We start from the raw sequence: 25911 nt of genomic DNA, 5'->3' as shown, positions 1-25911 counted from the left end.
ATCGTGAAGCATGCCCGGAGCCTGCCGGGAGCGTGCCCGAAGGGGCCTTCGCTCCCGCTCCCGGCGGCAGCCGGACCGCGGCCTCGGCCCGGCTGTCGTCCACCACAGACTGCCTCGCGCCGTTGTCGTACGCGAGCCGTACTCTGGGGCCCATGCAGACCTCGTCGGACCGGCACGAGTATCCCGCTCACTGGGAGGCCGACGTGGTGCTGCGCGACGGCGGCACCGCGCGCATCCGCCCCATCACCGTCGATGACGCCGAGCGCCTGGTCAGCTTCTACGAGCAGGTGTCGGACGAGTCGAAGTACTACCGCTTCTTCGCGCCCTACCCTCGCCTGTCCGCCAAGGACGTCCACCGCTTCACGCACCACGACTTCGTGGACCGGGTGGGACTCGCGGCCACCATCGGCGGCGAGTTCATCGCCACCGTACGCTACGACCGGATCGGCGCCGACGGCACGCCCGCCTCGGCTCCGGCCGACGAGGCCGAGGTCGCCTTCCTCGTCCAGGACGCCCACCAGGGCCGGGGCGTCGCCTCCGCCCTCCTCGAACACATCGGCGCCGTCGCGCGGGAGCGCGGCATCCGCCGGTTCGCGGCCGAGGTGCTGCCCGCCAACAACAAGATGATCAAGGTGTTCACCGACGCCGGGTACACCCAGAAGCGCAGCTTCGAGGACGGTGTCGTCCGCCTGGAGTTCGGCCTCGAACCCACCGACCGCTCCATGGCCGTGCAGTACGCGCGCGAACAGCGCGCCGAGGCGCGCTCGGTGCAGCGGCTGCTCGCCCCCGGCTCGGTGGCCGTCGTCGGCGCCGGCCGCGCGCCCGGCGGCGTGGGCCGCAGCGTCCTCGACCACCTGCGGGACACCGGGTTCACCGGCCGGTTGTACGCCGTGAACAAGGCTCTGGGGGAAGGGGAGGAGGAGCTCGGCGGGGTGGCCGCGTTCCGCTCGGTGCGGGACATCGACGGGCCCGTCGACCTCGCGGTCGTCGCGGTGCCCGCCGAGCGGGTCCCCGAGATCGTCACCGAGTGCGGCGAGCACGGCGTGCAGGGGCTCGTCGTCGTCTCCGCCGGCTACGCCGAGTCCGGCCCCGACGGCCGCGAACGCCAGCGCGCCCTCGTACGGCAGGCACGCTCGTACGGCATGCGGATCATCGGCCCCAACGCCTTCGGCGTCATCAACACCTCCCCGGACGTCCGGCTGAACGCCTCGCTCGCCCCTCACATGCCCCGGCCGGGCCGGATCGGGCTGTTCGCCCAGTCCGGCGCCATCGGCGTCGCCCTGCTGTCCCGCCTGCACCGGCGCGGCGGCGGCGTCACCGGTGTCACGGGCGTGTCCACCTTCGTGTCGTCCGGCAACCGGGCCGACGTCTCCGGCAACGACGTCCTGCAGTACTGGTACGAGGACCCCGACACCGACGTCGTCCTGATGTACCTGGAGTCCATCGGCAACCCCCGCAAGTTCACCCGCCTCGCCCGCCGGACCGCGGCGGCGAAGCCGCTGGTCGTGGTCCAGGGCGCACGTCACGGAGCGGGGCCCCGGGGGCACGCCGTGCGGGCGACCCGGCTGCCCCACGCGACGGTGTCCGCGCTGCTGCGGCAGGCCGGGGTGATCCGCGTGGACACCATCACCGAGCTGGTCGACACGGGCCTGCTGCTCGCCCGCCAGCCCCTGCCGGCCGGACCCCGGGTGGCGATCCTCGGCAACTCCGAGTCCCTGGGCCTGCTCACCTACGACGCCTGCCTCGCCGAAGGCCTGCGTCCGCATCCCCCGCTGGACCTCACCACCGCCGCCTCGGCGGCGGACTTCCACGCGGCGCTCTCCCGCGCGCTGGCCGACGACACGAGCGACGCGGTCGTCGTGACCGCGATCCCGGCGGTGGGGGAGGGCTCGGTCGGCGACGCGGCCCTGGCGCAGGCCCTGCGCTCGGCCGCCGCCGCGACCCCGTCCAAACCCGTCCTGGTGGTCCACGTGGAACTGGGCGGCCTCGCGGAGGCGTTGTCGGCCGCCACGAGCACGGCCCCGCAGGCCCCGGCGCCGGTGCCCCCGACGCGGGCGACCCCGGCGCCGCGGCCCCGGGCGGACACCGCTTCCGCGACGGCCCCGCCGCCCCCCGAGGGCGCCCACCTCATCCCCGCCTACCCCGCCGCCGAGCGTGCCGTCCGGGCGCTCGCCCAGGCCGTCGCGTACGGCCAGTGGCGGAGGGACGCCGCCGACCCCGGCAAGGTGCCGGAGTACGACGACATCGACGAGCGGGGCGCCGCCGCCCTCATCGAGGGGCTCCTCTCGCGCGGCCAGGGCCTCACCCTCGGCACCGACGAGACCTGCGACCTGCTCGGCACCTACGGCATCCACGTCCACCGCGCCCTCCCCGCCCCGGACCCCGGCACCGCCGCCGAGGCCGCGCGCACCCTCGGCCACCCCGTGGCCCTCAAGGCGACCGCCCCCCACCTGAGGCACCGTGCCGACCTGGGCGGCGTCCGCCTGGACCTGGCCGACGAGGAACAACTGCGCCGGGCGTACAGCGAGTTGACGGAGCTGTTCGGTGCCCCGGAGGAGCTGCGCCCCGTGGTGCAGCGGATGGCCCCGCGCGGCGTCGACACCGTCGTACGCGCGGTCATCGACCCCGCCGCCGGAGCCGTCCTCTCCTTCGGGCTGGCCGGACCCCCCTCGCAACTGCTCGGGGACATGGCGCACCGGCTGATCCCGGTCACCGACCGGGACGCGACCTCACTGGTGCGGTCGATCCGGACCGCCCCGCTGCTGTTCGGCTGGCGCGGCTCGGCACCGGTCGACACCCCGGCGCTGGAGGAGCTGATGCTGCGGGTGTCGCGGCTGGTCCACGACCACCCGGAGGTCGTCGCGGTCACCCTGGAACCGGTGGTCGTCGCCCCGCGCGGCGTGAGCGTCCTCGGCGCCTCCGTACGCCTCGCCCCGCCGCCCGCCCGCGACGACCTCGGCCCGCGGACCCTCCCCGCGTACTGACCGGCGCCGGTGAGCGGTGCCTCGCAGTCGGTGGGCCCCCGTAGGATGGGGCTCATGGCCAAGACCAGTACGACGACCCAGGGGCTGCGGGCGGCGATCGAGCGCAGCGGCTACTACCCGGCCCTCGTGGCCGAGGCGGTGGAGGCCGCCGTGGGCGGCGAGCCCGTCCGGTCGTACCTGGTCCACCAGGAGACGACGTTCGACTCGAACGAGGTGCGGCGGCACGTCACCGTGCTCGTCCTCACCGGCAACCGCTTCATCGTCAGCCACACCGACGAGCAGGCCGCGGACAGCACCTCCCCGACGCCGTACGCCACCACGTCCACGGAGTCGGTCAAGCTCGGCCGGATCTCGTCGATCGTGGTCAGCCGGGTGGTCGCCAACCCGGAGTCGTACAAGCCGGGCACGCTGCCGCGCGAGATCGTGCTCACCATCGGCTGGGGCGCCGTCTCCCGCATCGACCTGGAGCCGGCCGCCTGCGGCGACCCCAACTGCGAGGCCGACCACGGCTACACGGGCAGCTCCACGGCCGACGACCTGAGCCTGCGCGTCAGCGAGGCCGGCGACGGCCCGGAGACGGTGCGCCAGGCCCTCACCTTCGCGCAGGCCCTGTCCGAGGCGACCGCGGACCAGACACGCTGATGGCACAGCCCACCCCCGGCGCACGGCCTTCGCCGGGCGCCCAGCCTGCCCCCGGCGCGCGGCCCGTGCCCCGCCCGCAGGCTCCCCGCCCCGCGCCGCCCGTCCGCACGGCGTCGTCCACATCCGCGGCGCGGCCCGCGCCTCCCGCACGGTCCGCGTCCCCCGCACGGCCCGCGCCACCCCCGCCCCCCACCGCCTGGGACGACGCGCACCCTCGCCCCCTCGCCCCCGGTTCCGCGCCCCTGCCCGAATACGGCACCGGTTCGCTCGCCGACCTGCTGCCCACGCTCGCCGCCGGCATGGCCGTCCCCGGTACGACCGCCGCGATCCCCGAGCTGACCCCCGCCGACCGGAACTGCGTGTTCCTGATCGACGGGCTGGGCTGGGAGCAGCTGAAGGCGCACCCGGACGAGGCCCCCTTCATGACGTCCCTGCTGGCCTCCTCGCGCGGCGGCACCGGACGCCCGATCACCGCCGGATACCCGGCCACGACCGCCACCTCCCTGGCCTCCGTCGGCACCGGCCTGCCGCCGGGCGCGCACGGCCTGCCCGGTTACACCGTGCGCAACCCGGACACCGGCGAGCTGATGAACCAGCTGCGCTGGCAGCCCTGGACCCCGCCCAACCCCTGGCAGCCGTACCCCACCGTCTTCGAGCTGGCCCACCGCGCGGGCGTGCACGCCGCGCAGGTCACCTCCCCGGCCTTCGCGAACACCCCGCTGACCAAGGTCGCGCTCAGCGGCGGCAGCTTCCACGGGCGGCTGTCCGGCGAGGAGCGCATGGACGTCGCGGCCGAGCAGCTGGCCGCCGCCGACCGCTCCCTGGTCTACACGTACTACGCCGAGGTCGACGGCGCCGGTCACCGCTTCGGCGTCGACTCCGACACCTGGCGCGGCCAGCTCATGTACGTCGACCGCCTGGTCCAGCGCCTGGCCGAACAGCTCCCTGCGCGCAGCGCGCTCTACGTCACCGCCGACCACGGCATGGTCGACATCCCCTTCGACGAGGACCACCGCGTCGACTTCGACGAGGACTGGGAGCTGAAGGCGGGCGTCGCCCTGCTCGGCGGCGAGGGTCGTGCCCGGCACGTCTACGCCGTACCGGGGGCCGCCGACGACGTGCTGACCTGCTGGCGCGAGGTGCTCGGCGAGCGGTTCTGGGTGGCCTCGCGCGACGAGGCGATCGGGGCGGGCTGGTTCGGTCCGGCGGTCGACGAGCGCGTGTACCACCGGATCGGCGACGTGGTCGCCGCCGCGCGGGACGACGTCCTGCTGATCGCCTCCGAGCGGGAGCCCAGGGAGTCGGCGATGGCCGGCAACCACGGTTCGATGACCCCTGCCGAGCAGCTGGTCCCCCTGCTCGAAGTACGCTCCTGAACTCCTGACGACCCGTCCGCGACCTCTGCCGAAAGGTGCCCGACCTCCCATGCCCGAGCTGGTGTTCTTCTCCGGAACGATGGATTGCGGGAAGTCGACGCTGGCTCTCCAGATAGAGCACAACCGTTCGGCACGCGGCCTGGCCGGCATGATCTTCACCCGCAACGACCGGGCCGGCGAGGGCAAGCTCTCCTCCCGCCTCGGCCTGGTCACGGACGCGGTGGAGGTCGGCGACGGCGCGGACCTGTACGCGTACCTCGTCGACCACCTCTCGAAGGGCCGCCGCGCGGACTACGTGATCGCGGACGAGGCGCAGTTCCTGGCCCCGGAACAGATCGACCAGCTCGCGCGGGTCGTGGACGACCTGGAACTCGACGTCTACGCCTTCGGCATCACCACCGACTTCCGCTCCAAGCTGTTCCCCGGCTCCCAGCGGCTGGTGGAGCTGGCCGACCGGGTCGAGGTGCTCCAGGTGGAGGCCCTGTGCTGGTGCGGCGCCCGCGCCACGCACAACGCGCGCACGGTCGGCGGGGTCATGGTCGTCGAGGGCGCCCAGGTGGTCGTCGGCGACGTCACCGGTTCCGCGGACGAGGTCGGCTACGAGGTCCTGTGCCGCCGTCACCACCGCCGCCGCATGACGGCCGCGACGGCCCACGCGGCGGCACTGTCACCCGACGTACTGCCGGTCACGCCGGGCTGACCGGGTGTGACGGACGTCCTTACCGCAGGCGCGCACTCCCGGCCGGCATCCGGCCCAGCCCCGACCGGCACCGGGGCGGGCCCGTGGGCACGCTGAGTCCGGGACACCGACGCCTTTCATGTCGGTCGGGCCGCGACACAGGGGACCGAGGCGATGCGGCGTCGCTGAGCCGATCGCGTTGTCAGTCCCCCCTGTCATCATCCCGCCATGCTGTACGACGCCTTGGTGGCCGAATCCCGTAGGAACGACTCGCTCGACGACGTGAGGTCCGCCGCGCTCGACCGCGTCCGCTGGCTCGTCGACCTCCTGGAGCGTCAGCGGACCGAGTTCCGGCAATCCATGGGGCACGAGCACCGGCGATTCAGGGTAGTGGGCGCGGCGACCCAGGCCGAGATCGACGGGCGGCTCGCGGCCTGCGCGGACGAGGAGGGCAGGGCCGCGGTCCTGTGCCTGATGCTGGCCGCCCGCATCGACGACGCGAGCCTGTGGCAGTACGACGCCGAAATCGGGTCCCTGATCGCGCGGGTGCGGGGCTGGACGCCCGACGAGGTCGCGGTGATGCTGCTCCGTGCCACCGAGTACGGCATGGGCTGGTGGTTCGCCGATTCGCTGGGGTCGGCGCTGGACGCCGCCGACCGGCTCGACGCCGACGGCCGCCGCGCGGTCGTGCCCTGGCTGCGGCACGCACACCAGGAGCTCATGGACACCACGGTCGGGGCGAGCACGCGCGCGTCGCTCGCCCGGCGCCTGCGCGCACTGCTCGCGAGCGTGGACCAGGCGTACATCCCCGAGGGACTGATCCCCGCCGACGCTCCCTGGGCCGCCCCGCTGAGCGACCGGGCGAAGACCGCACCGACGCCGGAACTGGCATCGTTCGTACGGCACCTGGCCGGCCTGTCGGGCCCGCGTCCCACGCGGAAGTGGCGGCTGACCTGCCTCGGGCTCGCGGAGGCGGCGTCGGCGCGGGACCTCGTGGCCGACGTCCTGCGGGCCCTGGCCGAGGACGATCCGCTGTGCAGCGGGGGGAACGGGGCGCACACCGGCTGGGTCCACGACGATCACCACTACCACTACCTCGTCCACCAGAACGACGGGGACCTGGCGCGCGGCGTCGTCTGGGCGGCCGCGCTGACCGGCGGCCCGGCCGTGGTGCGGCATCTCGGCGCGCTCGCGCTGCGCACCGGCGGTCTCGGGACCGGCGTGGTGACGGACCTCAAGCTGGCGGGCGCGGCGATCAACGCGCTGGCGGAGCACGGCGGGCCGGCCTCTCTGGAGGCCCTGTCGCGGCTGCGGTCCCGGACCGGGCACCGGGCGCTGCGCAAGCAGCTCGACACCGCGCTGGTGACGGCGGCGGGGAAGCAGGGCATCACGGCGGAACAGCTCGTCGAGCGCAGCGTGCCGGACCACGGCCTGGCGCCGGACGGTTCGCTGGAACGGGAGTGGGGCGGACACCGGGTACGGGTGGCGATCGAGGACGCGAGGACCGTGCGGCTCACCTTCACACGCCCCGACGGGAAGACGTCCCGTACGGCTCCGGCGGCCCTGAAGGACGGCTTCCCCGAGGCCCTCAAGGAGGTGAAGGACCTGGCCAGGGAGGTGCGGGGGACGCTGTCGAGTGAGCGGGGCCGCGTCGAGGCACTGATGTCGGCCGGGCGCGAGTGGCCGTACGACGAGTGGTGCCGCTACTACCGCGACCATCCGGTCACCGGAACTCTCGTCCGCGGTCTGATCTGGGAGTTCCGGGACGCGGACGGCGAGTGGCGTGCGGTGGCACCGACGGCCGAGCTGCCCGGCGAGCCCGAACGCGTGCGGTTGTGGCATCCGATCCGGGCGTCGACGCACGACATCAGGGCGTGGCGGGAGCGGCTCGTCACCGAGCGGCTGCGGCAGCCGTTCAAACAGGCCTTCCGGGAGATCTACCTGCTCACCCCGGCGGAGGAGCAGACCGGCGGCTACTCCAACCGGTTCGCCGCCCACATCGTCCACTACCGGCAGCTCTACGCGCTGTTCAAGGAACGCGGCTGGCAGGCCAACTTCCTTGGCCGGCACGAAGGCGGCTACGACGGCCGGGCACGGGCCGAGTTCGGCGACGGGGCGTGGCGGGCCTGCTTCCACCACGAGCCCGCCACCGACGACGACGGTGGTGACGCGCCCGAACACGCCGCCACGGACCAGGTCCGCTTCGAACGCCGGGACGGCCGGCGCTGGCGGGAGGCTCCGCTGGCCGAGGTGCCCCCGCTGGTGTTCAGCGAGGCGATGCGGGACGTCGACCTCTTCGTCGGCGTGACCTCGATCGCCGCCGATCCCGACTGGACCGACCGGGGCGAGGACCGCTACGCCGGGTACTGGCGGACGGCCACGTTCGGTGCGCTGACGGTGAGCGCGGAGGTCCGCCGGGAGGCGCTGGAGCGGATCGTGCCGCGGCTGAGGATCGCCGGCCGGTGCACGCTCGACGGCCGTTTCCTGATCGTCCGCGGGGACCTGGGCACGTACAGGATCCACCTGGGCTCGGCCAACGTCCTGATGGAACCGCACGACGCCTACCTGTGCATCGTCCCGTCACGCGGCAAGGGCGACGGGAAGGTCTTCCTGCCGTTCGAGGACGAACGGCTCTCCCTGATCCTCAGCAAGGCGTTCCTCCTCGCCGCCGACACCGGGATCACCGACAAGTCCATCCTCACGCAGATCGAGCGAGGTGCCTGATGGCCACCGTGACGTTCCGGGACGAGACCGCTGCGGGCAGGCCGGTCACCGAGTGGGAGGTCGCCGGGCTGCCGGAACGGATGACCGTACGGGAGCTGATCGGACTCCGGGTCCGCGAGGAGGTCGCCCGGTACAACAGCCACCCGGGCGACCGCTTCAACGGCCTCGTCCGCCCTGACGACGCCGAGACCGAACCGAACGGCCACCGGCTCCGCGAGCCGCGCCGCATCGACGGGGAGCGCCAGGCCGGGATCACCGAACGCGCCTTCCTGGCCAACGGGTTCTTCGTGCTGGTCGGCGACCGCCAGGTGGAGGACCTGGACGAAGTCGTGGACCTTACGGGCGATCCGGACCTCGTCTTCATCAAGCTCGTCGCTCTTGTGGGCGGTTGAGGGCGGTGGCGCGCCGCGCGCAGAGGATCTCATTCAAACAAGTGATCGACATCGTCGCCGATCTCGCTATGATCTTCCACGGCAAGGCCGTAGCGCAGAGGTCGTCGCGCCCTCGCATCAAGCCGGAGGACGTCGGTTCGAATCCGACCGGCCTTGCCACCCTTGTCGTGGAGGAACGTCGATTGGCGTCGGTCCGTCCCGGGCGGGCGGAGGGCGGTGCCGCCCTCGGCGAGCCGGACACCGGCGATGGACCGGTGGAGTGGTGATGACGCAGCCGACACCCGTGCGCTGCCCGGCGATCGAGCACCCGGACATCCCGATCAGTGATCCTGCCGGCCTGGACCCGCTGCTGGTCCGGCTGAGGTCGGCGCGGGCGGTGGACACCGACGAGACGTTCCCGCTCGGCACCCTCCGCGCGGACGGCCGCGTCGACCTGTGCAAGCAGGGCCTCGGAGCGGCCGGCGCCGCCCGGCTGATGCCCGTCGCCGCCGCATCGCCGCACGCCCGGCACGTGCTCCTCGGCACCAACGCCATCGGCGACGAGGGCGCGACGGCGGTCGCCCGGGCGCTCACCGCCGGCCACGGGCTGCACACGCTCTACCTCGGCTGCAACCGCATCGGCCCGGAAGGCACCGCCGCGCTCGCCGACGTACTCTCTGCGGACGACACCGTCCGCGCCCTGTGGCTCAAGCGCAACCCGGTGGGCGACGACGGCGCCGTGGCGCTCGCCGCGACGCTCCGCCGCAACACCGCGCTGCGCACCCTCGACCTGGTCAACACCGGTGTCACCACCGAGGGCCTGCGCGCCCTGCTCGACGCCCTCACCGGCCGCCCGCGCCCGGTGGAACGCCTCTTCCTCGGCGGGAACGGCCTGACCGCCGACGCCGCCGGTCTGCTGGCGGCGCTGATCCGGGAGGCGGGCGTGCGCGAGCTGTACCTGCCCGCCAACCACCTCGGCGACGAAGGCGCCGCCGTCCTCGCCGCAGCCGCAGCCGACTCCGGACGGCCGGTACGCCTCGGCCTGGGCGGCAACGGCATCGGCCCCGCCGGGGCGCACGCCCTCGCCGACGCCCTGGGCGCCATCGAGACGCTCGACCTGGGACGGCCGATGTCCGAGCGGAGCCTCGGCGCCCCCGCCAACGCCACCGGCGACGAGGGCGCCCGCGCCCTGGCCGCCGCCCTCCCCGGCAGCCCGCTGCGCCGGCTGGAGCTGTGCCACACCGGGCTCACCGGCCGGGGCGCGAAGTCCCTGCTGGCAGCGGTGCCGGACGGCTCACCGCTGGAGTACGTCGGTCTGGGTCCGGGACTGCCCCGGAAGGTGAAGCGGTCCTTCACCCAGCGCCTGCGGCCCATGGCCGGGGCCCACCCCGACCTGCGCGCGATAGGAAGTGTCTACCGGTGAGCCGCCGCCCCGAACTCCCCTGTTTCCCACCGGAGGAGGCGGCGAGTTGGCGGCGGGTCCGCCGGTACGCCGTGCCCCGGACGATGATCGAGCGCGCGACCGAACGCCGTACCGCCGGTGACTGGCGGGGCGCGTGCGCGGCGGCCGGTGTGGACGTCGACATCGACCTGCCGGAGGTCGCCGAGCACTGCGGCGACGACGTCGCCGAGGCGCTGGCGGACGACCTGCGCCACCTGGTCCCGGACCTGGCGCGCTGGCACCTGCCCCGAGTGCTGGGCGGCTGGACCCCCCTCGACACCGACCGGACCGTCGTCCTCGCCCGCTACCGGCCGGTGCGGGCGGGCGAAGGCCCCCGCTCCACGCCGTACCTGCACCTCACCACGCCCGCGATGCTGCAGGGCCCGCAGCGCGTCACCCTGCGGTTCCGCACGGTCGCGGACGAGAGGACCGCCGGCGTCTTCGGGAGCCCGACCGAGGACTGGCGGTACGCCCGGCACCTGTGGGACGCGCGGCACACCGCCGAACTGCGCGAGCGGTGCGGCGGCGGCACCGACCGGCCCCCCTTCTTCCACACCGACGGCCGGCCGCGCCGTACGGACGAACTGCCCACGGCCGATCCCGGCCCCGGTGACGCGTCGGCCCGGGCCGAGTGGGTCACCCTGCTCCACCAGAGGGGCGAGGTCGAGGCGGCCTTCACCGCGGCCGGGATCGAACTCGACCTGACGCCCCCGGTCGGCCCCGGCTGGTACCGGGCCGATCCGGCGGAGCTCATCGGCCGGCTCGCGCTCGACCACACCCGTCTGGAGCGGGAGGTCCGCCGGCTGAGGGACGAGGGCGTCGGGGACCGTTTCCTCGTCGTCGGCGACTGGCGCACGCGCATCCTGCTGGAGCCGACGGCCACCGGTCTCGGGGCGCGTGCCGTCGGCCGCGAGGAGGCCAAGAACATGCCCTTTCTGGCCGAGGCGCTCTGGCGCAGGCTCCCCGACCTCGACCTGCTGCGCGTCGGCGGAGTGGAGCCGGAGCACCTGCATCCGCTGGTCCGCGAAGCCCTGTTCCCCGACCTCCGGGTCGCCGACGGGACCGGCGGCCCACCGGGCCCCGCCGTCCCCGAACCCGTCCGGGTGCGCTGCCGGGGCGCATGGCACGAGGTGGGCTTCCGCCCGGGCGGTCTGCTCCGCATGCCGCACAGCGACGAGGAGCAGCGGCGCGAGCGGGCCCTGCGCGCGTTCGGCGGCGCCGTCGCCGGGTGCTTCGCCGTCGAGCAGACCTGGGCGTCCGGCGACGGCCGGCTGCCGAAGGCGCTGCGCGCCCAGCGCCGGGACCTGTTCCTGCGCGCCCAGCACGGCGACACCCACGGCGTGCTCCACCTCCTGGACGCCGGCGTGGACCCCCGGGTCCGTGACGCCTCCGGACGCTCGCTGCTCCACGTACTGCACCTCCTCGACCACGAGCCGCTGCTGCCCCGGCTGCTCGCGGCGGGGCTCGACCTGGAGGCCCGGGACCAGCGGGACCGCACACCGCTGTTCGTGGCGGTCAACGACGGCGGTTCCAGGGCCCTCGTGGAGGCGTTCCTCGCCGCCGGCGCACGGATCGACGTGGAAGACCGGATGGAGCTGTCGCTGGCCCAGGTCGTCCGCCGCTACAAGCGCTCCGACCTGGCCTTCCTCCGGAAGCGCGTCCGGGAGGAACACCCGGGCCTCGGGGCCGAGTGGTGGGACGAGTACATGGACCGCAACGAGGAGGAGGAAGCGGACGACCACGAGCCTGTCGAACCCGAGCCCGAGCCCGACGAGCCCGACGAGTCCGAGCCCGGGTCTGACGAGCCCGACGAGTCCGAGCCCGACGAGTCCGAGCCCGGCAAGCCCGGACTCGGTAAGCCCGGACTCGGCAAGTACAGCGAGGAACCGCCGTTTTGAGCACCGACCCCGCCCCCCGCACCGCACCGGGCCCACTGGCCGCCGCGGACGACCTCGTCGCCAGGCTGCGCGCACGACGCACCGAACCCGCCGCCAACCCCCAACTGGAAGCGCTCGCCCTGGCCGTGACGGCCAACCAGCCCGTCCTGCTGTGGGGCGAACCGGGCATCGGCAAGTCCGCCGGCCTGGAGCAGCTCGCCGCCGGACTCGGCCTCCCGCTGGAGACGGTCATCGCCAGCGTGCACGAGCCGTCGGACTTCGCGGGACTGCCGATCGTCGGCGACGACCCGGCCACCACCGGCGTGCCGATGGCCCCGCCCGACTGGGCGGTCCGGCTCACCCGCGCCGGACAGGGCCTGCTCTTCTTCGACGAACTGTCCTCCGCGCCTCCGGCCGTGCAGGCCGCGCTGCTGCGGGTCGTCCTCGAACGCCGGGTCGGCAGCCTCGTCCTGCCCGACGCGGTGCGCATCGTCGCCGCCGCCAACCCGCCGTCGAGCGCCGCCGACGGCTGGCACCTCAGCCCGCCGCTCGCCAACCGCTTCGTCCACCTCGACTGGACCCACGACCCGGCCACGGTCGCCCGCGGCATGGCCGGCACCTGGCCGGAGGTGGCCGTTCCCGCGGTCGATCCGGCCAAGGTGCCCGGTGCCGTCGCACGGGCCCGCGGCGCCGTCTCCGGATTCCTCACCGCCCGCCCCGGCCTGGTCCACCACATTCCCGCCGACGCCGAGAGCCGGGGCCGCTCCTGGCCGTCCCCGCGCACCTGGGAGATGGCGCTGCGGCTGCTCGCGACCGGATACGCGACCGGCGCCGGCCGTGAGGCGACGGCCGCCGCGCTCACCGGGGCCGTCGGGGACGGCGCGGGCATCGAACTGCTGTCGTACCTGGAACACCTCGATCTGCCCGACCCCGAGCGGGTCCTCGCCGACCCCGACGCGTTCGCCCTGCCCGAGCGCGGCGACCGCCAACTCGCCTTCCTCATCGCGGTCGTCGCCGCCATCCAGAGTGACCTCACCCGGCCGCGCTGGGAGGCCGGCTGGACGGTCCTGGCCAAGGCCGTGGACGCGGGCGTACCGGACGTGGCCGCCCGTGCCGCCACCGACCTCGCCTCGATGCGTCATCTGGACTGGCCCGTACCTCCCGGTATCGACGGGTTCCTGGACCTGCTGCGGATGTCCGGGGCCCTGCCCGGCAGCCGCTGAGGCACGCGGGCATGACGGACCCCCGCGGCCGCCTGGACACCACCAAACTGCTCGCCGCCCGCTACCGCGCGGCGAGCGACCGCCCCTACCTGGCGTCGGCCCTGTACGCCCTGACCGTCGTGCCCAGCCCCGACGTGCCGACGATGGGCGTGGACCGCCACTGGCGCTGCTACGTGTCACCCGCCTTCGTCGACGCGACCCCCGTGGAGGAACTCGCGGGCGTCTGGATTCACGAGGTGGCGCACCTGCTGCGCGACCACCACGGCCGCGCCGGCCGGCTCCCCGCCGCCGACCAGCGCGACCGGTACCGCGTCAACGTCGCCCAGGACTGCGAGATCAACGACGACCTCCTCGCCGACGGCCTGCTCCTGCCCGCCGGACGCGTCGAGCCCCGCCTCTTCGGCCTCCCCGAAGGGCAGCTGTTCGAGACGTACCTGCCGCAACTGCCCCCGCACGTACGGGAACACGACTGCGGATCGGGCGCCCACGGCCGCCCCGCGCCCTGGGACCTTCCCGGCTCCACCGGCCCCGCCGCGCTCGGTGACGTCGAGGCCCAGGCGCTGCGCCGGCTCACCGCCGAGGCGATGCGCGCCCACCACCGTTCCCGCGGCACCCTGCCCGAGGGCTGGCGGCGCTGGGCCGAGGAACTCCTGGAGCCCACGGTGGACTGGCGGCAGGCCCTGTCCGGCGCGGTCCGGGAAGCCGCCGCGTGGGCCGCCGGGGCCGTCGACTACACCTACCGCCGCCCCTCGCGCCGCACCCCGGCGCTGCGCGGCGTCGTCCTGCCCAGCCTGCGCCGTCCGCTGCCGCGGGTGGCCGTCGTCGTCGACACCTCGGGCTCGATGGGCGACGCGGAACTCGCCGCCGCCCTGGGGGAGATCACGGGCGTGCTGCGCGAGGTCGGCGTGCGCGGCAACCGCGTCACCGTCCTCGCCTGCGACGCCGACGTGCACGCCGTGTCCCGGGTGACGTCCACCGAGCAGATCACCCTCGGCGGCGGGGGCGGCACGGACATGCGCGTCGGCATCGACGCCGCCCTCGCGGCCCGCGACCGCCCCTCGATCGTCATCGTCCTCACCGACGGACTCACCCCCTGGCCGGACGAGACCCCGTCCTGCCGCGTCGTCGCGGCCCTGATCGGCGACGGCGCGCCCCAGCCCCCGAGCTGGGTGGAGACGGTACGGGTCACCGCCTGACGGCGTGGTCGGTCGCGGGCCGGCCGGTGCGGGGACTGCCGAACCCCTTGATCGGCACGGGGCCCGCCCGCAAGGGGAGACGACCCGCAGAGGCCGCGTCACGGACCCGTCGGCCTCCCTCACGTGGCGCCGACGGCCGGGCACATCGCCGGTGGCGCGTCGTCAGCGGCCGGCGAGGAGGCCGTCCACCAGGGCCCGGAGCCCGTCCCGGTAGGTGTCCTCGGCGGTCAGCGGCGCCCAGCGGTCCGCGGCCTGTGCCAGGCGGGGCAGTTCGCTCGGGTCGAGGCCGGCGAAGACCTGCTCCCGGTAGGTCGCGCGGTCGCCGTCCGCACGCCGCCGGGCCGCCGTCGTCCTGACCACGATCTCTCCGGCGGTGTAGTACCAGATCGCACGGTAGCCGTGCACGGCCCGGTCGAGGGAGAGGCCGCATCCGACCAGGCCGTCGACGATCTGCTCGACGAACCACAGCGCGCTCGTGGACAGCAGGTCGTCGGCGGTCAGCACCTCCACGATCCAGGGGCAGGCGGCGAGCGCCCCGTGGATCGCGGTGGCGGCCACCACGACCCGCTCGCGGGGGTCGGCGGGCAGTTCCGGCCGGCGCAGGGTCCGGGCGGCGTAGTCGTCCAGCAGGAGGACGAGCAGTTCCTCCTTGTCGCGGACGTGGTGGTAGAGCGCCATCGGCGTACTGCCGACCTCCGTGGCCAGCCGCCGCATGGTCAGCCGGTCCACACCTCCCTCCTCCACGATCCGGCGGGCCGTCCCGATGATCTCCTCGCGGGAGATGCGGGGAGGCCGGCCCGGGGTTCTGCGCGGTGCGGACGGTTGCGGCATGCCCTCCATCATTCCCCAGGTGTCGACAACGGCGAACCTCGGCGCTAAGTTTTCTTACATGTATAAAAACTCTCGTGGGAGGCCCGGAGTGGTGCTGGCGGCGGCGGCCGTCGCCCAGTTCGTCGTCGCCCTGGACATGTCCGTGGTCAACGTCGCGTTACCCGCGATCCGCACGGCGCTGGGATTCGCGCCGCTCGACCTGTCGTGGGTCGTGCACGTGTACGCGCTCACGTTCGGCGGGTTCCTGCTGCTGGGGGGCCGCGCCTGCGACCTGTACGGCCGGCGCCGGATGTTCGTGCTGGGACTGACCGTCTTCGGGCTGTGCTCGCTGGCGGGCGGACTGGCCCAGGACCCCTGGCACCTGATCGCCGCACGCGCCGGGCAGGGCCTGGGCGCCGCCGCGGCCGCGCCGGCCGCGCTGGCGATGCTCACCACCACCTTCCCCGAAGGCCCCCGACGGGTCCGGGCGCTGGGGGTGTGGAGCGCGGTGAACGCCGCGGGCGGCGCGCTGGGCGTACTGGCGGGCGGCCTGCTGACCGAGTACGCGGGCTGGCGCTGGATCATGCTGATCAACCTGCCCATCGTCGCGGTGGCTCTCGCGCTGATCCTCACGGGGGTGCCCGCCGAGGCCCCGCCCGCCCGGCGCGAGAGGCTGGACACATGGGGCGCCGTCCTGGCGACGGGCGGAGTCGGGCTGCTGGTGCTCGGTGTCGTCCGGACCGACACCCTGGGCTGGGGCTCCCCGGTCACGTGGACGACCCTCGCCGCCGCGGCCGTGCTGCTCGCCGCCTTCGTCCTCGCCGAGGCGCGGGCCGCCGCACCCCTGCTGCGCCTCGGCCTGCTGCGCAGTCGCTGGGTCGCCGGCGCGAACGTGCTGGTGTTCCTGGCCGCGGCCGGGCAGTTCACGGCGTTCTACTTCGTGTCCCTGTACATGCAGCAGGTCCTGGGCATGGGAGCCGCGGCGACCGGCACCGCGTTTCTGCCCTTCTCCCTGGGCCTGGTCGCGGGGACCGTCGTCGCGACCCGCCTCACCGCCTCCCGCACCCCCCGCGTGTCCCTGGTGCCAGGCGCCCTGCTGGCCGCCGCGGGCCTGGCCTGGTTCGCCCTCATCAGCCCCGACGGCAGCTTCCTCGCCGACGTACTCGGCCCGTCCCTCGTCACCAGCGTCGGCGCCGGGCTGGTCCTGGCGCCGGTCGCCGCCGCCGCGACCACCGGCGTCGCCCCGCGCGAGGCCGGCATGGCCGGCGGCCTCATGAACAGCTCCCGCCAACTCGGCGGCTGCATCGGCCTGGCCGTGCTGGCCACCGTCGCCGCGCACCACACCGGCACGACCACCGATCCCGCCGCACTCAACGACGGCTACGCCCTGGGCCTGGCCGTCGCCGCCGCCGTCTTCGTGCTCGCGGCAGCCGTGGCCATCGGCGTACTGCCGCGCCGCCGAGCCGTCACCCCCGTCCCGCGCCCCACCACTCCCGCGCCGAACCGGCTGGAAGGAACTCCGTCATGACGACCACCACCATCGACCTGTTCACCTCGGCGCTGCACTTCCACCCCGACGGCGATGTCCGGGCCGCCGAACGGCAGATGACGGGCAGCGGCTCCGGTGCCTGGCAGATCGCCACGTTCCACGTGGAGACCACCGCCGACGTCCACGCCGACCACTGGGAGATGCACCCGGAGGCGGAGGAGGCGGTGTGCTGTCTGACTGGCGGTATCCGCCTCTACTTCCGTCCCACCACGCCCGGCGGGGCCGAGGACATGGTGCGGTTGCGGGCGGGCACCGCCGCGATCGTCCCCCGCGGCCGCTGGCACCGCCTGGAACTGGACGCCCCCAGCGACCTGATGTCGATCACCCTCCGCGACGGCACCCGCCTGGAGAAGCGCACCGACACCCATTGACCGGCGGGCGGCCGCGACCGGGGGCGTTCCCCCGTGCGGTCGCCACCGCCAGGTCCTCCTCGGCCGTTTCCCCGCCCCCGAGGCCCTCGTCGACGAGGACGACCGCCTCCTCACCGGCCTGCTGCCCGAAAGCCACGCCTGGACCGACCACGAGCCCGACGCGAGGTCGCTCAGGCGTCGAGCCGGGCCGCCAGGCCGTCGAGGACCCGGTCGAGCCCGTACGCGAAGTCGTCGTCGCGGATCTGCCGCGGGTGCACGTCCTGCCGGGCGGAGCCGCCCTCGCGCAGCCGCGGGTGTTGCCGCGAGGCCTCGTCGAAGGCCGGGCGCAGGCCCGCCACCCACTCCTGCTCGGTCCTGCCGCTGCGGGCGATCAGCGAGAGGTACGCGGCCTCGGAGGTCGCGATCCCGATGACGTACGCCATGAGCGTCCCCACGGCCCGGTCCGTCTCGTCCGGGGGGAAGCCCGCGGCCTCGAACTGCGCGAGCAGCCCCGATGACATCCGCATGGCGTTCGGGCCGATGTGGACGAGGCCGACCTGGCCCAGCTCGGGGGCGATCCAGGGGTGGCGCAGGGTCATCGCCCGCAGATCGGCGGCGGTGCGGGCGACCGCCGCGCGCCACTGGGTGGGGTCGGGGACGTCCGGTGCCCGAAGCTCTCCGTAGACGTCGTCCACGACCAGCTCGATCAGCTCGTCCTTGTTGGCCACGTGCCGGTAGAGGGAAGTGGCCGCGGCGTTCAGGCGGGTGCCGAGCCTGCGCATGCTGAGCGCCTCGACGCCCTCCGCGTCCAGCAGTTCGATCGCCGCGGCCACGATCTGCTCGCGGGTCAGCTGCTCCCGCTGCGGGCGACGTGGACGGGTCCACACCGATGCGGTCGGCTTCTCGTCGGCTGGCATACGGCCCTCGTCCCTGCTCGTCACGCTGTGACCCCCCACGATAGCGCACGCTGTACGCACCTTGCGTACAGCGTTCTTTCCTGCGTACAGTGTTCGCAACGGAGGAACGCTGTACGCATCGGGAGAGGGTCGGCATGTCGAAGAATGTGAACTGGGACGAGCGGGGCGACTGGGACGCCAAGGGTGCGTGGGGGAGCCGGGACTCGGCGGGCCGCAAGGTGGACCTCGCCCACTGGCAGGCCCGCCTCGACGCGTTGCGCGCCGAGCACCACGTCCCGGCCGCGTCGCTGGCGGTCCTCGTGAACGGGACCGTTCACGAACTGGCCGGCGGCGTACTGCACCGCGGGACGGGCGTGGAGGCGACGACCGACTCGGTCTTCCAGACGGGCTCGATAGCCAAGGTCTACACCGCCACCCTGATCATGCGGCTCGTCGAATCGGGCCGACTGGACCTGGACGCGCCGGTCGTGGACGTCCTGCCGGAGTTCTCGGTCGCCGACCCCGAGGCGACCAGGGCGATCACCGTACGCCGACTGCTCAGCCACACCAGCGGCCTCACCTGCGACTTCACCTACGACAGCGGACGCGGCGACGACTGCCTCGCCAAGTACGTCGAGGCCGCGAAGGACGTGGCACTCGACTGCCCGCCCGGCACCGCGCTCTCGTACAGCAGCGTCGGCTACAACGTGCTGGGCCGGGTCGTCGAGGTGGTGACCGGCACGACCTGGGACGAGGCGCTGAAGGACCTGCTCCTGACCCCGCTCGGCCTCACGCACACCATGACGCTGCCCGAGGAGGCGCTGAGGTTCCGCGCGGCGATGGGCCACCTGGGCGAGGCGGGCCAGGACCCGGACCCGGCACCGTCCTGGGACCTGATGCCGCGCTCGGCGGGCCCGTACGGCAGGGTCATCGCCACCGCCGGCGACATCGCGCGGCTGGCGCGGATGCACCTCGACGGCGGTGTGGCGCAGGACGGCACACGCGTGCTCTCCGAGGAGACGGTCGCGCTGATGCAGCGCCGGGTGGTGGACTCACCCGACAAGTGGACGGTCAGCGCGGACGGTTGGGGCCTGGGCTGGACCCTGTACGACTGGGACGGCGTCCAGGGCTACGGCCACGACGGCGCCTCCATCGGACAGTACGGCTACCTGCGCGTCGTGCCGTCGGCGGGCGTCGCGGTCGTGCTGCTCACCAACGGCGGCGGTGCGCGTGAAATGTACGCGACGCTCTACCGGGAACTCCTCGCCGAACTGGCCGGGGTGACGATGCCGCAGCCCTTCGCCCCGCCGGCCCGGCCGCCGGTGGTCGACTTCGCGCCGCTCGCCGGCACGTACCGGCGTGAGGGCGTGGTCATCACCGTGACCGAGCAGGACGGTGCGGGACACTTGACGTACGAGTTCGTCGACGGCATGAAGGACTTCTCCGACCCCCTGGAGATCGACCTGGTGCCGGTGACGGACACGGTCTTCGCCGGTACGGGGGTGGGCGCGGCGTTCAGCGAGGACTACATGCCCGTGGTCTTCTCCACGCTGCGGGACGGCACGGGCTGCGTCTGCATCGGCATGCGCTGCGGTCCCAAAACCGCGTGACACGGCCGCGTCACGCGGAACCCGGGTTTCCGCCTCCAGGCAGGGATTCCTCGGCTGACGCATCCGGGCCCTCGTGAGCCCGGATGCGTCAGCTGTGCCCCGGCGTCAGACGCACCGTTCCGACGAGGCCAGCCCGACGAACCCCGTCCAGGCCTGGCGCGAGACCGTGAGCGTGGGGCCGGCTTCAGCCTTCGAGTCCCGGACGTGCACAACTGCCGTAGCGGGCGCGACCTCTACACAATCACCGCCCTCGGTTCCGCTGTAGCTGCTCTTGAACCAGGCGAGGTCCGAGGCGACGGTCGAGGACTCAGTGTTGTTCATAGTGATCCCAGCAACCCTTCGATGAGCTCCAGCGACTCTCGCGGACTGAGAGCCTGAGATCGGATAATCCCATAGCGGGCGGCGGCCAGAACCCCTTGCTCCGGGTCGGTCTGTAGAGAGCCGATTCCTTGTGCCTCGGCGTACACGAACTTCTTGCCGTCCTTCCGAGTCACAACGGTGAACGGTCCGTTCACGCCGGCATTGTCCTCGCGGTTGACCGGCATGACCTGGATCTCGACGTTGCGCCTCTGCCCGATCAGCAGCAGGTGCTCCAACTGCCCGCGCAACACAGACGTGCCTCCGTAAGGCCGCCGCAGGATTGCCTCGTCGAGTACGAAACTCAGTAGCGGGGCGGGCCGACGATCGAAGATGTCCCGCCGGGCCAACCGTGCCGTCACTCGCTGCTCGATGGTTTCCTCGTCCAGGGGAGGCCGTCTCATGGCGAGCAGCGCCCTCATGTACTCCTCCGTCTGAAGCAGCCCTTTGACCACCATGGTGTCGTAGGCGACCAGCTCAACGGCAACCTTCTCCAAGGCCGCCATCCCCTGAAAGAACGCCGGGTACTGAGCCCGCTCCACCTGCTCCTTCCACAGGCACAGCAACCCACCCGCCCCCAGCACCTCATCCGCCCGCTCGATCGTCCTCGGCGTCGGAATCCTCCGCCCCTGCTCGAACGACGCGATGGTGGACGCCGAGTACCCGAGCCGCCGCCCGAACTCCTCGCGCTCCAGCCCCTCCCGCACCCGCAGCGTCTTCATGGTCTGCCCGAACGCGACCACGACACCCCGCCCGGCCTCGTCCTCCGGCCGCCGCCCGGCCCCGCCGTCGTTCTCCCACCCGTCCCCGAGACTCACGACTGCCGCACCCGCGCCGCCGTCGCCGTTCTCACGATCCCCGGGAACCGCCTCGGCCCCGGCCTCCGCACCCGCGCGCTCCGCCATGTCCACCACCGCCTTCTCTCGCTCAACGCCCCCGCAAGGGGCGCCGTCACGGCGCGCGGCTCCGACACGCGCGTACAACACGGGTACAGCCGCCCCCTGTCGCTGCGTCACCACTGGTCACGCTACGCGACCGACGGGACCGTGGGGGCGTGACGACGAAACCCATCAATCCCACCGGCACCACCCAACCCGCCACCCCCTGTGCCTCCTTGAAGGCGCCCCCGCCACCGGACCGCACTTTCGGGATGCGCTTCACCTCCACACCCCGCGGAGCCCGTCTCGCCCGCCGCCTCGCGGCCGTCCGCCTGGACGCGTGGGGCGTCCCGTACGGCACCGACCCGCACGACGCGATCGTGCTGATCGTCGCCGAGCTCACCGCGAACGCCGTGAGCCACGGCCACGTCCCCGGCCGGGACTTCCACCTCCGCCTCCACGCGACCCCCGACGGCCGCACCGTGCGCGTGGAGGTCGCCGACACCCGCACCGAACGCCACCCCCGCCGCCCGGCCCTCCCGGAGAGCGCCGCCGGCGTCGAGGAGGCCGGCCGCGGACTGCTCCTCGTGTCGCAGCTCGCGACCCGCTGGGACTGGCACCCGCGCCCGGACGGCCCGGGCAAGACCGTCTGGGCGGAGTACGAGCAGGTACGCGCCGCTCTGCGGGAGTGGAACGGCTATGACCCCGGTGTGCGCGAGCAGGCCGCACCGGACGCCGAGTTGGACAGACGGATCGGCGAGGCCAGGGGGCGAACCAACTGATCATCGAGGCGGGTGAACCGGCACCCTCCCCGCGGTGGGAGGGCGGCGGGATCCACGCTCACGCCTCGCTCCGGACGAGCGCGCTCCAGCCCTCCTCCAGGAGGTCGAAGGCCCGGTCGACGACCTCGCGGGGGGTGTCGTGGGGGTAGGCCGCGCGGGGGGCTTCGAGGGCGAAGTGGGCCAGGGCGGTGCAGGCGGGGTCGTCCACGGGGCGGCCGCTCTCCTCGGCGATGACCCGGGCGAGCGCGGTGGTGTGGCGCAGCCACATCTTCTGGCCGTAGTCGCGCAGCGCGGGGGTGCGGGTCACCAGGTCGGTGAAGGCGGCGAAGCGGGCGTCGCCGTCGGCGGAGACCAGCCGGGTGGTCAGGGCGTGTTCGCGCAGTGCGGCGGGGATGGACCGGCCCTCGGGGCGCTCGCGGACGGCCGCGAGCAGGTGGGTCTCCTGGTCGGCGTCCTCGTCGAAGACGAGGGCCTCCTTGACCGGGAAGTGCTTGAACAGGGTGGTGGTGGACACGTCGGCGGCGTCCGCGATCTCGCGGATGCCGACCTCGTCGTAGCCGCGTTCCAGGAACAGGCGCAGCGCGGCGTCGGCGATGGCCCGGCGGGTGGCGGCCTTCTTGCGTTCGCGGCGCCCCACGGGTGCGGGGGAGGGGCCTGTCGCGGTGTCGGTCGTCGTTCTGGGCATGCCGACACCCTACCTCTCTGGTTGACTCGCTTCAAAAGTTGAGTTGTTGCACTTATTGAGTCGGTGTGTTTTTCTGGGGCGGCGGCCGCGAGGCACCGCCTGGCCGCTCTCTCCCCTCTCGGGACCGCACCAACGAACGGAGCACACCGTGCACACCACTCCCGCGCCCCGCATCGCCGTCATCGGCGCCGGCCCCGGCGGCCTGACCTGCGCCCGCATCCTCCAGCGGCACGGCATCACCGTCACCGTCCACGACCGCGACGCCGGCCCCGACGCCCGTGACCAGGGCGGCACCCTCGACCTGCACGCCGACAACGGCCAGATCGCCCTGCGCGAAGCCGGCCTCCTGGAGGAGTTCTTCAAGCTGGCCCGCCCCGAGGGGCAGGAGATGCGCCAACTGGACCCGGCCGGCACGGTCCTCTTCCACCACGTCCCCGAGCCGGACGAGCGGTTCAAGCCGGAGATCGACCGCGGCCAGTTGCGCGACCTGCTGCTCGGCTCGCTCCGGCCCGGCACCGTGCACTGGAACCGCACCCTGCGGGACGTCAGCGGCCCCGCCGAAGGCCCCCGCCGACTGCACTTCACCGACGGCACCACCGTCGAGGCCGACCTGGTCGTCGGCGCCGACGGCGCCTGGTCCACGGTCCGCCGGGCCGTCTCCCCGGCCACCCCTCGGTACACCGGCGTGAGCTTCCTGGAGGCCTGGTTCCACGACGTCACGACCCGGCACCCCGACATCGCCGAACTCGTCGGCCAGGGCGGCGCCGCCGCGGCCGACGGCGACCGCGGCCTGTTCGCCCAGCGCAACAGCGGCGACCACATCCGCGTCTACGTCATCCAGCGCGTCCCGGCCGACTGGATCACCGCAGGCGGCCTCACCCTCCAGGACACCGACGGCATCCGTGCCCGCCTCCTGGAGCGCTACCGCGACTGGTCACCCCGGCTGCGCCGGCTGATCACCGACAACGACGGCCCCTACGTCGACCGTCCGATCTACGCCCTGCCCGTCCCGCACACCTGGGAGCCCACCCCCACGGTGACCCTCCTCGGCGACGCCGCCCACCTCATGCCCCCGCTCGGCGTCGGCGTCAACCTCGCCCTGCTGGACGCCTGCGAACTCGCCCTCGCCCTCGCCCGCCACGACACCGTCGGCGAGGCCGTCCGCGCCTACGAGAAGACCATGCTTCCCCGCTCCACGGAGACGGCCCGGCTCCTCGACGGCGCCGCCACCGGGCTGCTCTCCACCGAACTGCCCGACTTCGCCACCGCCGACCACCACTGACACCCCGGGGAGGGCCGAGGGCGACGGAGCCCTCGTCGCTCCCGCCCGATCAGGAACACCTGGTCCTCACGGTCCCCGCCGCGGCGGGGACCCGACGGTTCCGGTGGCCCGTCGGGGAGTTCCGGCTCCTGCGGGCCGCGCGGGAGCCGTCCACCGGTGGCGGGCGGGAGTCCGCGTGTCAGCGCGGGCCCTCCACCACCGCGAACCGTGCCCCCTCCGGATCCGCCACCGCGGCGACGCGGCCGTGGGGGCCCTCGTGGGGCGGGACGAGGAGCCGGCCGCCCAGGCGGAGGACCCGCTCCACCGCGGCCTCGGTGCCGGCGACGGTGAAGTACGTCGTCCAGTACGGGCCTTGGTCCCGGGGAAGGGCCCTGCCCACGCCGTGGACGCCGGCCACCGGGCGGCCGTTCAGGCGCAGGGTGACATGATCGGGGCCGGCGCCGGCGGAGACCGCCGGCTCCTCGTCGTGACCGAACACGGTCTCGTAGAACTTGGCGGTACGGGCCGCCTCGAAGGTCGTCAGCTCGTACCAGGCGGGGCTGCCGGGCACGCCGGAGACGGCGGTGCCCGGACTCGCGGCCGCCTGCCAGACGCCGAAGACGGCACCGCTGGGGTCGGAGCCGATCGCCAGCCGGCCGGCGTAGGCGGCGTCCAGCGGACCCACCCCGATGGTGCCGCCGCACGACCGCACCACGTCCGCCGTCAGGTCCACGTCGTCCGAGGCGAAGTACGGCGTCCAGGCGACCGGCAGATCACGGTCCGGCGGCAGCACCCCCATGCCCGCCACCTCACGGCCGTCGAGCAGGGCACGCACATACGGGCCGAGCCGCTGGGGGCCGGGGTGGAACTCCCAGCCGAACAGCGCCCCGTAGAACTCCTCGGTCGCCTCCAGGCCGTGCACCGTCAGACTCACCCAGCAGGGTGTGCCGGGTGTGTGCCGAGCGGGCGCCCCGCCGTTCGGGCGGGCGTTCCCCCGTGCGTCGGTCATCGTCACTCTCTCCTCGGCCGCGTATACCGGCCGTTGTCCTCTCGCGTCCCGGCGGATCGTTCCCGCGCCGCGGTCGACACAGTACGTGCCCGATCCGGTACGCCTCGTGACCGGTCCTGTCCGGCCGAGCAGAGTAGCCGGACGCGAGCGGCTCGGCCACCCCGTGCGCGAGGATGGTGGCCATGAACGCCATCATCTCCGCATCCGACCTCGCGGGCGCGCTCGCGGGCGCCAGCCCGCCGGTGCTGCTCGACGTCCGCTGGCAGCTCAGCCTGGCCACGGCGGCCGGTGAGCCGCCGTTCGACGGACGGGCCGCGTACGGGGCCGGACATCTTCCCGGCGCCGTCTTCGTCGACCTGGACCGGGAGCTGGCTTCCGCTCCGGGCGGGCACGGCCGTCATCCGCTGCCGGACCTCGCGGTGTTCGGCGCCGCGATGCGGCGGGCGGGCGTGTCGTCCGGGAGGCCGGTGGTCGTGTACGACGGGGGACCGGGCTGGGGCGCCGCCCGCGCGTGGTGGCTGCTGCGCTGGACGGGTCACCCGGACGTGCGAGTCCTCGACGGCGGGTTGCCGTCCTGGGAGGGGCCGTTGGAGACGTCGGTGCCGCGGCCGGCCGAGGGGGACTTCGTGCCGGTGCCGGGCGCGGACGGGCTGCTCGACGCCGACGGCGCGGCGGCGCTGGCGCGTTCGGGGGTGCTGCTGGACGCCCGCGCGGGGGAGCGGTACCGCGGTGAGGTGGAGCCGATCGACCGGGTGGGCGGGCACATTCCCGGCGCGGTCTCGGCTCCCACGACGGAGAACGTCGGCGCCGACGGCCGTTTCCTGCCCGCCGGGGAACTGGGCGCCCGCTTCGGGGAACTGGGCGTATCCCCGGGGGTGCCGGTCGGCGTGTACTGCGGCTCGGGTGTCTCCGGCGCGCACGAGGTGCTGGCGCTGGCGGTCGCGGGCATTCCGGCGGCGCTGTACGTCGGTTCCTGGTCGGAGTGGTCGTCCGACCCGGAGCGGCCGGTCGCGGTGGGCCCGGACCCGCAGTAGAGCAGGGACCGGAGGCCGGAGTCCCGGACGCAGGCCCTCGGGCTATGAGGGGAGCGAATCTCCCGGCACGCCGTCGGCGGGCCGTTCTGCCGGGAGATGCGCTCCTCTCGGAGTCCTGCCGCCGGATCAGCCGGCGGTATCCAGGGGGCGAGCGCCCTCATGCCGTCAATCGACCGC

The 25911-nt window shown here is 73.9% G+C and carries 22 protein-coding genes and 1 tRNA gene; 17 read left to right on the top strand and 6 right to left on the bottom strand.

What is annotated here, in order from left to right:
• Positions 1–152: 152 nt before the first annotated feature.
• From ACF1DX_RS12110 to ACF1DX_RS12060, 11 genes are all read left to right on the top strand, one after another.
• Positions 153–2984 carry a GNAT family N-acetyltransferase gene (locus ACF1DX_RS12110; protein WP_391791080.1) on the top strand — a complete coding sequence of 944 codons (2832 nt, stop codon included), beginning with the start codon at positions 153–155 and terminating at the stop codon, positions 2982–2984.
• A 54-nt stretch (positions 2985–3038) separates the two neighbouring features.
• The gene (locus ACF1DX_RS12105) at positions 3039–3626 is read left to right on the top strand and encodes a DUF5998 family protein (RefSeq protein WP_107062072.1); all 588 of its coding nucleotides are present in this window, start codon (positions 3039–3041) and stop codon (positions 3624–3626) included.
• Positions 3626–5002, top strand: a complete 1377-nt coding sequence (locus ACF1DX_RS12100) for an alkaline phosphatase family protein (protein WP_391791079.1) — start codon at positions 3626–3628, stop codon at positions 5000–5002. Before ACF1DX_RS12105 ends, ACF1DX_RS12100 begins: the two co-directional genes overlap by 1 nt.
• 49 nt (positions 5003–5051) lie before the next feature.
• Positions 5052–5702: a thymidine kinase gene (locus ACF1DX_RS12095; RefSeq protein ID WP_391791078.1), complete on the top strand. Its 651-nt coding sequence runs from the start codon at positions 5052–5054 to the stop codon at positions 5700–5702.
• A gap of 207 nt (positions 5703–5909) precedes the next feature.
• Entirely contained in the window at positions 5910–8405 is a 2496-nt protein-coding gene (locus tag ACF1DX_RS12090; protein ID WP_391791077.1) for a DUF4132 domain-containing protein, read from the top strand.
• Positions 8405–8797 (top strand): hypothetical protein, encoded by a 393-nt coding sequence (locus tag ACF1DX_RS12085; protein ID WP_391791076.1) that lies wholly within the window; start codon positions 8405–8407, stop codon positions 8795–8797. The genes ACF1DX_RS12090 and ACF1DX_RS12085 overlap by 1 nt, the downstream gene beginning before the upstream one ends.
• An 83-nt stretch (positions 8798–8880) precedes the next feature.
• Positions 8881–8956: transfer RNA gene (locus tag ACF1DX_RS12080), tRNA-OTHER, on the top strand.
• Between the two features lie 106 nt (positions 8957–9062).
• On the top strand, positions 9063–10199 hold the full coding sequence (locus tag ACF1DX_RS12075) for a gala protein (RefSeq protein WP_391791075.1): 1137 nt from the start codon (positions 9063–9065) through the stop codon (positions 10197–10199).
• Positions 10196–12115, top strand: coding sequence for an ankyrin repeat domain-containing protein (locus tag ACF1DX_RS12070; protein WP_391791074.1), 1920 nt, complete (start codon positions 10196–10198; stop codon positions 12113–12115). Before ACF1DX_RS12075 ends, ACF1DX_RS12070 begins: the two co-directional genes overlap by 4 nt.
• A complete protein-coding gene (locus ACF1DX_RS12065; RefSeq protein ID WP_391791073.1) occupies positions 12112–13317 on the top strand; it encodes an AAA family ATPase in 1206 nt (401 codons plus the stop codon). Before ACF1DX_RS12070 ends, ACF1DX_RS12065 begins: the two co-directional genes overlap by 4 nt.
• Positions 13318–13328: 11 nt before the next feature.
• On the top strand, positions 13329–14513 hold the full coding sequence (locus ACF1DX_RS12060) for a VWA-like domain-containing protein (RefSeq protein WP_391791072.1): 1185 nt from the start codon (positions 13329–13331) through the stop codon (positions 14511–14513).
• A gap of 162 nt (positions 14514–14675) precedes the next feature.
• On the opposite strand, the gene ACF1DX_RS12055 is transcribed toward ACF1DX_RS12060, so the two are convergent.
• Positions 14676–15344, bottom strand: a complete 669-nt coding sequence (locus ACF1DX_RS12055) for a TetR/AcrR family transcriptional regulator (protein ID WP_391791071.1) — start codon at positions 15342–15344, stop codon at positions 14676–14678.
• Positions 15345–15402: 58 nt separating this feature from the next.
• Here ACF1DX_RS12055 and ACF1DX_RS12050 point away from each other — a divergent pair, with 58 nt between their 5' ends.
• Together ACF1DX_RS12050 and ACF1DX_RS12045 are read left to right on the top strand one after the other, a co-directional pair.
• On the top strand, positions 15403–16851 hold the full coding sequence (locus ACF1DX_RS12050; RefSeq protein ID WP_391791070.1) for an MFS transporter: 1449 nt from the start codon (positions 15403–15405) through the stop codon (positions 16849–16851).
• On the top strand, positions 16848–17243 hold the full coding sequence (locus ACF1DX_RS12045; protein ID WP_391791069.1) for a cupin: 396 nt from the start codon (positions 16848–16850) through the stop codon (positions 17241–17243). Before ACF1DX_RS12050 ends, ACF1DX_RS12045 begins: the two co-directional genes overlap by 4 nt.
• Before the next feature lie 170 nt (positions 17244–17413).
• Here ACF1DX_RS12045 and ACF1DX_RS12040 read toward each other — a convergent pair whose 3' ends face one another.
• A complete protein-coding gene (locus tag ACF1DX_RS12040; protein WP_391791194.1) occupies positions 17414–18139 on the bottom strand; it encodes a TetR/AcrR family transcriptional regulator in 726 nt (241 codons plus the stop codon).
• Between the two features lie 134 nt (positions 18140–18273).
• Between ACF1DX_RS12040 and ACF1DX_RS12035 the strand changes: the two genes are divergently transcribed.
• Positions 18274–19728, top strand: coding sequence for a serine hydrolase domain-containing protein (locus tag ACF1DX_RS12035; protein ID WP_391791068.1), 1455 nt, complete (start codon positions 18274–18276; stop codon positions 19726–19728).
• Positions 19729–19833: 105 nt separating this feature from the next.
• On the opposite strand, the gene ACF1DX_RS12030 is transcribed toward ACF1DX_RS12035, so the two are convergent.
• Together ACF1DX_RS12030 and ACF1DX_RS12025 are read right to left on the bottom strand one after the other, a co-directional pair.
• Entirely contained in the window at positions 19834–20049 is a 216-nt protein-coding gene (locus ACF1DX_RS12030; RefSeq protein ID WP_391791067.1) for a DUF397 domain-containing protein, read from the bottom strand.
• Positions 20046–20990, bottom strand: coding sequence for a helix-turn-helix domain-containing protein (locus ACF1DX_RS12025; RefSeq protein ID WP_391791193.1), 945 nt, complete (start codon positions 20988–20990; stop codon positions 20046–20048). Before ACF1DX_RS12025 ends, ACF1DX_RS12030 begins: the two co-directional genes overlap by 4 nt.
• 149 nt (positions 20991–21139) lie before the next feature.
• Here ACF1DX_RS12025 and ACF1DX_RS12020 point away from each other — a divergent pair, with 149 nt between their 5' ends.
• Positions 21140–21745, top strand: a complete 606-nt coding sequence (locus ACF1DX_RS12020; protein WP_391791066.1) for an ATP-binding protein — start codon at positions 21140–21142, stop codon at positions 21743–21745.
• Positions 21746–21803: 58 nt separating this feature from the next.
• Here ACF1DX_RS12020 and ACF1DX_RS12015 read toward each other — a convergent pair whose 3' ends face one another.
• A complete protein-coding gene (locus tag ACF1DX_RS12015) occupies positions 21804–22430 on the bottom strand; it encodes a TetR/AcrR family transcriptional regulator (RefSeq protein ID WP_391791065.1) in 627 nt (208 codons plus the stop codon).
• Positions 22431–22578: 148 nt separating this feature from the next.
• Between ACF1DX_RS12015 and ACF1DX_RS12010 the strand changes: the two genes are divergently transcribed.
• Positions 22579–23712, top strand: a complete 1134-nt coding sequence (locus ACF1DX_RS12010; protein ID WP_391791064.1) for an FAD-dependent oxidoreductase — start codon at positions 22579–22581, stop codon at positions 23710–23712.
• 178 nt (positions 23713–23890) lie between these two features.
• On the opposite strand, the gene ACF1DX_RS12005 is transcribed toward ACF1DX_RS12010, so the two are convergent.
• The gene (locus ACF1DX_RS12005) at positions 23891–24700 is read right to left on the bottom strand and encodes a VOC family protein (protein WP_391791063.1); all 810 of its coding nucleotides are present in this window, start codon (positions 24698–24700) and stop codon (positions 23891–23893) included.
• A 182-nt stretch (positions 24701–24882) separates the two neighbouring features.
• On the opposite strand from ACF1DX_RS12005, the gene ACF1DX_RS12000 reads away from it, so the two are divergent.
• Positions 24883–25734 carry a sulfurtransferase gene (locus ACF1DX_RS12000; protein WP_391791062.1) on the top strand — a complete coding sequence of 284 codons (852 nt, stop codon included), beginning with the start codon at positions 24883–24885 and terminating at the stop codon, positions 25732–25734.
• Positions 25735–25911 lie beyond the last annotated feature (177 nt).

Origin of the sequence: Streptomyces sp. NPDC014676 (genome assembly GCF_043084105.1) — a bacterium.
Taxonomy (GTDB): Bacteria; Actinomycetota; Actinomycetes; order Streptomycetales; family Streptomycetaceae; genus Streptomyces.
This window is presented reverse-complemented; position numbering and strand designations above follow the sequence as displayed.

Bases quoted from the DNA above. Each gene is read 5' to 3' on its own strand.
- ACF1DX_RS12030 (WP_391791067.1), bottom strand. From the start codon at position 20,049: ATGAACAACACTGAGTCCTCGACCGTCGCCTCGGACCTCGCCTGGTTC.
- ACF1DX_RS12075 (WP_391791075.1), top strand. From the start codon at position 9,063: ATGACGCAGCCGACACCCGTGCGCTGCCCGGCGATCGAGCACCCGGAC.
- ACF1DX_RS12110 (WP_391791080.1), top strand. From the start codon at position 153: ATGCAGACCTCGTCGGACCGGCACGAGTATCCCGCTCACTGGGAGGCC.
- ACF1DX_RS12005 (WP_391791063.1), bottom strand. From the start codon at position 24,700: ATGACCGACGCACGGGGGAACGCCCGCCCGAACGGCGGGGCGCCCGCT.
- ACF1DX_RS12015 (WP_391791065.1), bottom strand. From the start codon at position 22,430: ATGCCCAGAACGACGACCGACACCGCGACAGGCCCCTCCCCCGCACCC.
- ACF1DX_RS12050 (WP_391791070.1), top strand. From the start codon at position 15,403: ATGTATAAAAACTCTCGTGGGAGGCCCGGAGTGGTGCTGGCGGCGGCG.
- ACF1DX_RS12060 (WP_391791072.1), top strand. From the start codon at position 13,329: ATGACGGACCCCCGCGGCCGCCTGGACACCACCAAACTGCTCGCCGCC.
- ACF1DX_RS12090 (WP_391791077.1), top strand. From the start codon at position 5,910: ATGCTGTACGACGCCTTGGTGGCCGAATCCCGTAGGAACGACTCGCTC.
- ACF1DX_RS12105 (WP_107062072.1), top strand. From the start codon at position 3,039: ATGGCCAAGACCAGTACGACGACCCAGGGGCTGCGGGCGGCGATCGAG.
- ACF1DX_RS12085 (WP_391791076.1), top strand. From the start codon at position 8,405: ATGGCCACCGTGACGTTCCGGGACGAGACCGCTGCGGGCAGGCCGGTC.
- ACF1DX_RS12045 (WP_391791069.1), top strand. From the start codon at position 16,848: ATGACGACCACCACCATCGACCTGTTCACCTCGGCGCTGCACTTCCAC.
- ACF1DX_RS12025 (WP_391791193.1), bottom strand. From the start codon at position 20,990: ATGGCGGAGCGCGCGGGTGCGGAGGCCGGGGCCGAGGCGGTTCCCGGG.
- ACF1DX_RS12000 (WP_391791062.1), top strand. From the start codon at position 24,883: ATGAACGCCATCATCTCCGCATCCGACCTCGCGGGCGCGCTCGCGGGC.
- ACF1DX_RS12095 (WP_391791078.1), top strand. From the start codon at position 5,052: ATGCCCGAGCTGGTGTTCTTCTCCGGAACGATGGATTGCGGGAAGTCG.
- ACF1DX_RS12040 (WP_391791194.1), bottom strand. From the start codon at position 18,139: ATGCCAGCCGACGAGAAGCCGACCGCATCGGTGTGGACCCGTCCACGT.
- ACF1DX_RS12055 (WP_391791071.1), bottom strand. From the start codon at position 15,344: ATGCCGCAACCGTCCGCACCGCGCAGAACCCCGGGCCGGCCTCCCCGC.
- ACF1DX_RS12100 (WP_391791079.1), top strand. From the start codon at position 3,626: ATGGCACAGCCCACCCCCGGCGCACGGCCTTCGCCGGGCGCCCAGCCT.
- ACF1DX_RS12035 (WP_391791068.1), top strand. From the start codon at position 18,274: ATGTCGAAGAATGTGAACTGGGACGAGCGGGGCGACTGGGACGCCAAG.